Genomic DNA, 6,459 nt, shown 5'->3' with positions numbered 1-6,459 from the left:
GGGATCTGGTCAACAAGATCGACCACTTCATCTCCCATTACAACCAGTCCTGCCGACCCTTCGTCTGGACCGCCACGGCGGATTCCATCCTGGCCAAACTTCAACGATTATGTCAGCGAATTAATGGGACAGGACTCTAGGTTTACGCCAATATCCCGAGGCTTTTGAATGCTTCGTCCGGAGCGATCATCTGCTGGAAACCTCTCGTCAGTTGATGGAATGGTACATGCGCCGCTGTTTCTTCAGGGGCTCACCGAATATTGGTTGAGCCAGAACGAGTGGGAAAAGGCCGAGGAACAGGCCCAGAAGCTCTGCGAGCTCTCCGCCTTGCCTCCCGATCCGCCCTATGTGGCGATGGGACACCGTTTACTGGCCAAGGCAGCCATGGGGCGGAAGGCATGGGATAAAGCACTCGAGGAAATCGAGCAAGCGGTAGTTTGTCTGAACAAAGTCGAAGCGCCCCTCGTGGAATGGCAGGTGTACGCAACCGCGGCGGAGCTCAATGGCAAAACGGGTCGTTTTTCCGAAGCGGATGCGTACCGTCGTCGTAGCGCAGCGATACTCCTGAGCCTGGCTGCATCCATGGATGAGGCGGACCCTCTGCGTCAGTCGCTGCTGCAACATCCGTTATTAAACGTCGTCGGCGTTAAAGACGCGGCTGAATAGCAATCCTGACAACAGGCCCCTCGCGCTCTCCGATCCGCCTCAAAACTTCAAGTGAACACCGCCGAACACCGTGGCGCCCATGGTGTAGCGGGCGTAAGTGCCGCCTGTTGTCTTGTCGGTGATATTTTCCCCGCGCAGATAAAGATCCAGTTGCGATAACGCGTGGTAAGTGGCCAAAACATCGAGCCGGACGGAATGGCCGGTACGCAGGGTTGCCGCGATATCGTTCCACTGCGGGCTTTGATACGTTGCGTTCACGCGAAAACTCAGCGGCAAAGCGCTCATGTCCCACTGGGTCCAGGCGCGGCCGGTTTTTTCCGGATGCAAGGCCAAGGGCCGATCATTGTCCAGATTGCGGCTGTACTGGTAGGTGAAGTCCACGCCGCTGTGGAGTTGCTCGGACCAGCGGACTTCGGCCGAAGCCTCTATCCCTGCGATGCGCGCGCGCGGCGTATTACCGAAGCCGAAAAAGCGTCCCGGGCCGATTTCTACGGTAGTCAGGTTGTTATAACGGCCGTAATAACCGGTCAGGGCAAGGCGTAAATCGCGGGTCGGCATCCAATCGACCCCGGCATCAGCCGTCAGACCCTTCTCCGGCTTAAGGATTGGATTGCCTAATAGCGGCATTTGCAACTCGCCGTAGCCCGGTGCGCGGAATACGGTGCCTGCGTTGGCCCGTAGACTCAAGCTTGACGAGAGACCCCAACGGGACCCGAAATGCAGCAACGTATGCTTGCCGTAATCGTCGTGGCTTTCCACCCTCACACCGGCTTCTTGATGCCAGGCTCCCAGGTCGGCCAGTGCTTCGGCGAATCCGGTTACGGTTTTCCGTTCGTCACGGAATTGTGTCGGCCGCAATGGGTTTACACTTTCGCCGCGCTCGTGGCGCGCCTGTCCGCCCCAGACCAAACGCCAGTGCCGCTGTTGCGCCTGATCATCGAAAAGCGCGTGAATATTGCGCCAATCGGCGAACATCAATTGGCTGCGGAAACTAACCGGTAGCCGGCCGGCTTGAGCGGCGACATCGTTCTCGGTGTAGGCCAACTGCAACTGACTGGTCCAATCGTTGGTCAGGCGCGCTGAGGCGGTATTTTGGGTCAGCCAGAGTTTTTCGTGAAAATCTGTGGTCGAACTGTCGACGAACGTGGGAAGACCGGCTGGAGTCACTCCCGGCAGATCCGCGCCTTGCCATGAGTCTTTGTAGAGCAAGCTGCCGTCCACGGCCAAATCCGGCGTGAACCGCGCGCCGTACCGCGCAGGCCCAGGGTGCTGTCGAACGGGTCCCGTTCCGGATTGCCGCGGTTCCGTATGGCGTCATACGCGCCGTCGAATTGGTTCACCCGGCTTCCCGTCACGGAAATATGGGCGCGTTCGCTCTGTAAGCCGCCGCTCAGGGTCGTTCAAAAGGTTCCGAAGCTGCCTCCTTCGGCGTGAGTCAAACCGTAATTTTCCGAGGCTCGTTTGGAATTCAGCTGGATAGTGCCTCCCACGGCTTGGCTGGCGTAGTAGGCATGATTGGAACCGAGCACCACTGTCACGCCGCCCAAGGCCTCGGCGGAAATAGTGTCGAGCCAGCTCAGTCCCGGCAGCGCCGTCAACAACGGCACGCCGTCGAACGTTACCAAGCCTTGGGCGGCAGACGCGCCGCGCACTCTGAGGCCCACGCCGCGGCCCTCGCTGCCGCGATTCATGAAAACGCCCGGTGTGCCGCGCAGATAGCTGTTGACGTTGCTGTACTGCGAACTTTCTACATCCGTCCGCGATCGGGTAGTCACATTATTGGTGGGCGTTTGTAAGAGATTATTGGTGGTCTCGGTCAGGTCTTCCGGGGCAGCTATCTTCACCGCAGGCAGCTCCGTCACGTCCGCTTGCGGCGAGGCCAGCGCCTGATGGAAGATCAACAAGGCCGTAGCCGAACCGGCTAACCTCCATGTACCTGTTTTGATCATAATAAATTTGATTAAACGCTAAGCGACCGGCTAATCCGGCTCGTAGGCGAGTATCGGCGCCAGCCACCGTTCGGCCTCCTGAACCGCCATGCCTTTCCTTTTCGCGTAATCGTCCACCTGTTCGCGGCCGATCTTGCCCACGTTGAAATATTTGGCCGCCGGATGCGCCAAATACCAGCCGCTGACGGAAGAGGCGGGATACATCGCGAAAGATTCCGTCAGGCGGATGCCGGTGTTCTTTTCCGCATCGAGCAGCTCGAACAGCGCCGCTTTCTCGGTGTGATCCGGGCAGGCGGGGTATCCGGGGGCAGGGCGGATGCCCCTATATGCTTCGGCAATCAATTGCTCGTTGGTGAAATGCTCGTCCGGCGCATAATTCCAGAATTCGCGGCGAACCCGACGATGCATCAGTTCGGCGAAGGCTTCGGCCAAGCGATCGGCCAGGGCCTTGAGCATGATGCTGCTGTAGTCGTCGTGATTCGCGGCGAAACGATCGAGATGCTTTTCGATGTCATGCCCGGCGGTAACGGCAAAGCCGCCGATATAGTCGGGCACTCTGCTCTCGGCCGGCGCCACGAAATCGGAGAGGCAGTAGTTGGGCTGGCCGGGCGGTTTCACCGCCTGCTGGCGCAGATGGTGAAGGACCGTCAATGTTTCGTTGCGGGCATCGTCGGTATAAAGCGCGATATCGTCGCCTAACGCGTTGGCCGGGAAGAATCCGACCACCGCGCGGGCGGTAAGCCAGTCCTCCTCGACCAAGGTCTCGAGCATGGCCCGGGCATCCTTGAGCAAGGTGCGCGCGTGTTCCCCGACCACCTCGTCGTCGAGAATTTTCGGATAGCTGCCCGCCAGTTCCCAAGTGTGGAAAAACGGGGACCAGTCGATATACGGGACGATTTCTCTCAGCGGATAGCGGTCGAATACCCGGGTGCCCAGGAACGTGGGCTTGGGCGGCGCATAATGCTGCCAATCGCCGTGGAAGGCGTTGGCGCGCGCGGCGGCGATCTCGTGCATCGGGTTTTGCGCCTTGCGTCCCACGTGCCGCTGGCGCACTTCATCGTATTCGCGCCGCGTTTTGCCGATGAAATCCTCCCGCAGATCCTCGCTCAAGAGGCTTCCGGCGACCCCGACGCTGCGCGAGGCATCGGTCACGTAAACCGCAGGACCGCTGTAGTTCGGCTCGATCTTGACGGCCGTGTGGGCGCGCGAGGTAGTCGCGCCTCCGATCAGCAGGGGTAGGGTGAAGCCCAGCCGCTCCATTTCTTTTGCGACGTGGACCATTTCGTCCAAGGACGGCGTGATCAGGCCGGAGAGGCCAATGATATGGACACCGTGTTCGCGCGCCGCCTCGAGGATTTTTTCGCAGGGCACCATGACGCCCAGGTCGATGACCTCGAAACCGTTGCATTGCAGCACGACGCCGACGATATTCTTGCCGATATCGTGCACGTCGCCTTTAACCGTGGCCAGCAGGATCTTGCCGTTCGATTGGGCTATCCCGCCGGCCTTTTCCTCTTCCATGAACGGCATCAGGTAAGCCACCGATTTCTTCATGACGCGGGCGGATTTGACCACCTGGGGCAGGAACATCTTGCCGGCGCCGAACAGGTCGCCGACCACGTTCATGCCCTGCATGAGCGGACCTTCGATGACATGCAACGGCCGCTCGTACTGCCGGCGGGCTTCCTCGGTGTCCTGCTCGATGAATTCGTCGATACCCTTGACCAGCGCGTGTTCCAAACGCTTCTGCACCGGCCAGTGCCGCCAGGCGAGATCTTCCTTCCTTTCGACGGTTCCACCTTCGTCCCGGTATTTCTCGGCGATGGCCAATAGCCGTTCGGTGGCGTCCGGGTGGCGTGCGAGGATCACATCCTCGATGGCGTCTCGGAGTTCTGCCGGGATGTCTTCGTAAATGGCGAGTTGGCCGGCATTGACGATACCCATGTCCATGCCGGCGCGGATCGCATGGTAAAGAAAAACGGCATGGATGGCTTCGCGCACCGGATTGTTGCCGCGAAAGGAAAATGACACGTTGGAAACGCCACCCGAGATCAGCGCATGGGGCAGGGTTTCCTTGATCGTCTGCACGGCTTCGATGTAGTCGAGGCCGTAGCGGTTGTGTTCCTCGATGCCGGTGGCGACCGCGAAGATATTGGGATCGAAGATGATGTCCTCGGCCGGGAACCCGAGTTGTTCGGTGAGGATTTTGTACGCGCGGGCGCAGATCTCCACCTTGCGCTCGCGGGTGTCGGCTTGGCCTTGCTCGTCGAACGCCATGACGATGACGGCCGCACCGTAGCGCCGGACCAGTTTGGCGTGGCGGATGAAAGCGTCTTCGCCTTCCTTCATCGAGATCGAGTTGACGATGCCCTTGCCCTGCAGGCATTTCAGTCCCGCTTCGAGAATGTCCCATTTGGACGAGTCCAGCATCACCGGCACGCGGGCGATGTCGGGTTCGGAGGCGATCAGGTTCAGGAAACGGACCATGGCGGCTTGCGAGTCGAGCATGCCTTCATCCATGTTCACGTCGATGACCTGCGCGCCGTTCTCGACCTGCTGACGGGCGACGTCGATGGCCTGCTCGTATTTCTCCTCGCGAATCAGGCGGCGAAAGACCGCCGAACCCGTGACGTTGGTGCGCTCGCCGACGTTGACGAACAAGGATTCAGGACCGATGTTCTGGGGCTCGAGCCCGGACAAGCGGCACTTGGGCTCAATCTCCGGGATAGACCGGGGCGGGAAGTGCTCCACCGTATCGTGGATGGCTTTGATATGAGACGGCCGGGTGCCGCAGCAGCCGCCCACGATGTTCAAGAATCCCTGCTCGGCCCATTCGGCAATTTCCTTGGCCATGGCTTCGGGCGATTCGTCGTATTCGCCGAATTCGTTGGGGAGCCCGGCGTTGGGGTGAGCCGAGACATAGGTGTCAGCGATATGCGCCAGCTCTTCGATATATTGCCGAAGTTGTTTGGCTCCCAGCGCGCAGTTAAAGCCGATGGAAATCGGTTGCGCGTGGCGCAGCGAGTTCCAGAACGCCTCCACTGTCTGGCCTGACAGGGTCCGACCCGAGGCGTCGGTGATCGTGCCGGAGATCATCACCGGCAAGCGGAGCCCGCGATCGTCGCAGAACTGCTCTACGGCAAAGACGGCGGCCTTCGCGTTCAAGGTGTCGAAGATCGTTTCGATGAGAATGATGTCCGCGCCGCCGTCGACTAAGCCTTTGGTGGCTTCGTAATAAGCGTCGACCAGTTCGTCGAAGCTCACGTTGCGGAAGGCGGGATCGTTGACGTTCGGGGAAATCGAGGCGGTCCGATTGGTCGGCCCCAATACGCCGGCGACGAACCGCGGTCGATCGGGGGTCTTCTCGGACATGGCGTCGACCGCTTGCCGCACCAGGCGAGTCGCCTCCACATTGAGTTCGTAAGCCAATTCCTCCATGCCGTAATCCGCAAGGCTGACCCGGTTGGCATTGAAGGTGTTGGTCTCGATGATGTCCGCGCCCGCTTCCAGATAGGCATCATGAATGGCCCGGATGATCTGCGGCTGCGTGAGGCAGAGAAGATCGTTGTTGCCTTTGAGATCTTTCGGCCAGTCGACGAACCGCTCCCCGCGATAGTCGCTCTCGCCGAGTCGGTAGCTTTGGATCATGGTGCCCATCGCGCCGTCCAGGAATAGAATCCTTTCCGAAAGTAGTTGTCTGAGTAAAGCGGCGCGGGCGTTCAAATCGATCATCGTGCGGTGTTCCGAGGTAAGGGAAGGTCGAAAGCGTGTTTCGACGGCAAAAGGGATCATATTCTAGAGACAGAGTGTCCGGTGATAAACCGGTTCGTGAGCGACAAGCCGG

At 59.8% G+C, this 6,459-nt stretch carries 4 protein-coding genes and 1 pseudogene; 2 read left to right on the top strand and 3 right to left on the bottom strand.

Features of this window, described 5'->3' with window-relative positions; all coding sequences use genetic code 11:
• Positions 1-140, top strand: a pseudogene (locus VEB01_RS05370) (IS630 family transposase); the annotation flags it as partial.
• Between the two features lie 28 nt (positions 141-168).
• A complete protein-coding gene (locus VEB01_RS05365) occupies positions 169-666 on the top strand; it encodes a tetratricopeptide repeat protein (RefSeq protein WP_324873484.1) in 498 nt (165 codons plus the stop codon).
• A gap of 39 nt (positions 667-705) precedes the next feature.
• Here VEB01_RS05365 and VEB01_RS05360 read toward each other — a convergent pair whose 3' ends face one another.
• The 3 genes from VEB01_RS05360 to metH form a co-directional block, all read right to left on the bottom strand.
• Complete coding sequence (locus tag VEB01_RS05360) at positions 706-1,887, bottom strand: TonB-dependent receptor domain-containing protein (RefSeq protein ID WP_324873482.1); 1,182 nt, start codon at positions 1,885-1,887, stop codon at positions 706-708.
• Between the two features lie 179 nt (positions 1,888-2,066).
• Positions 2,067-2,615: a TonB-dependent receptor gene (locus VEB01_RS05355; RefSeq protein WP_324873480.1), complete on the bottom strand. Its 549-nt coding sequence runs from the start codon at positions 2,613-2,615 to the stop codon at positions 2,067-2,069.
• Between the two features lie 30 nt (positions 2,616-2,645).
• A complete protein-coding gene (gene metH / locus VEB01_RS05350) occupies positions 2,646-6,347 on the bottom strand; it encodes a methionine synthase (protein WP_324873478.1) in 3,702 nt (1,233 codons plus the stop codon).
• Between the last annotated feature and the right edge of the window lie 112 nt (positions 6,348-6,459).

Source organism: Methylocaldum sp. (genome assembly GCF_035627495.1).
In the GTDB taxonomy this organism is placed as follows: Bacteria; Pseudomonadota; Gammaproteobacteria; order Methylococcales; family Methylococcaceae; genus Methylocaldum.
This window is presented reverse-complemented; position numbering and strand designations above follow the sequence as displayed.

Bases quoted from the DNA above. Each gene is read 5' to 3' on its own strand.
- VEB01_RS05365 (WP_324873484.1), top strand. From the start codon at position 169: ATGCTTCGTCCGGAGCGATCATCTGCTGGAAACCTCTCGTCAGTTGAT.
- VEB01_RS05355 (WP_324873480.1), bottom strand. From the start codon at position 2,615: ATGATCAAAACAGGTACATGGAGGTTAGCCGGTTCGGCTACGGCCTTG.
- metH (WP_324873478.1), bottom strand. From the start codon at position 6,347: ATGATCGATTTGAACGCCCGCGCCGCTTTACTCAGACAACTACTTTCG.